Source organism: Neoroseomonas eburnea (assembly GCF_018129005.1).
Taxonomy (GTDB): Bacteria; Pseudomonadota; Alphaproteobacteria; order Acetobacterales; family Acetobacteraceae; genus Neoroseomonas; species Neoroseomonas eburnea.
On the sequence record NZ_JAAEDL010000084.1, the window covers coordinates 1 to 1,121 of the forward strand.

1 protein-coding gene is annotated in these 1,121 nt (G+C 71.3%); it reads left to right on the forward strand.

Going from position 1 to position 1,121, the window contains the following annotated elements; genetic code table 11:
- A partial coding sequence (locus tag GXW74_RS27745) for an OmpA family protein (protein WP_246524283.1) occupies positions 1–1,062 on the forward strand: 1,062 nt, incomplete at its 5' end.
- Positions 1,063–1,121: the final 59 nt, after the last annotated feature.

Sequence of the window (1,121 nt, forward strand, 5' to 3'; positions counted from 1 at the left end):
GCCGCGACGCTGCTGTCGCTGCCGATGGCCGCGCAGGCGCAGAGCTGGGACCCGCGGGTCCAGGGCGTGTACGTGGGTGCCGGCCTCGGCGGCAACTACCTCATGGGCACGGACAGCGACGGCGTCGACGTCGGGTTCGAGTGGGGCTGGGTCGGTGTGCTGAGCGTCGGCTACGGCTTCGGCAACGGCCTGCGCCTTGAACTCGAGGGCAGCTACCGCAGCAACGACGTCGACAACATCAAGGTCAACGGCGTCGGCCGCCTGCCGGGCACCAGCGGCTCCTCGACGACCTACGGGCTGATGTTCAACGCCCTGTACGACTTCCGCCTCGGCCCGGTGATGCCGTATGTCGGCGCCGGTATCGGTTACGCGTGGCAGGACATCGACGATGTCGGCTTCCGTGTGCGCGCGGCCAACGGCGACACCGCCTCGGCGACGCTCGGCGGCACCGAGGGCGCCTTCGCCTACCAGGGCATCGTCGGCATCGGCTTCCCGATCGAGTCCGTGCCGGGCCTGGCGCTGACCGCCGAATACCGCTTCTTCGGCACCACCGGCGCGACCATCGACGGCCGCGTGAACGGCAATGCCACGGTGGGCGGCGTGACCTACCGCGACCGGCAGACGGTCGAGTTCGACGTCGACAACCTGAACCACTCGCTGCTGTTCGGCGTGCGCTACAACTTCGGCCGCACCGCGGCCCCGGCGGCCCCGGTCGCCGCGGCGCCGGCGCCGGCACGCACCTTCCTGGTGTTCTTCGACTGGAACCGCGCCGACCTGACGCAGCGCGCGCGCCAGATCATCGGTGAGGCCGCCCAGGCCCGCACCCGCCAGGCGGTGACCCGCATCGAAGTCAACGGCCACACCGACACCTCCGGTTCGGCCCAGTACAACCAGGGCCTGTCGGTCCGCCGCGCCAACGCGGTCGCCGCCGAGCTGGTCCGCCTGGGCGTGCCGCGCAACGAGATCGTCGCCCGCGGCTTCGGCCAGACCCAGCTGCTGGTGCCGACCCCGGACAACGTCCGCGAGCCGCAGAACCGGCGCGTGGAAATCGTCCTCCGCTGATCCTGCGCTTCCGCGCAAGGTCCACACGGGAAGGGGCGCCGAAAGGCGCCCCTTTCTGC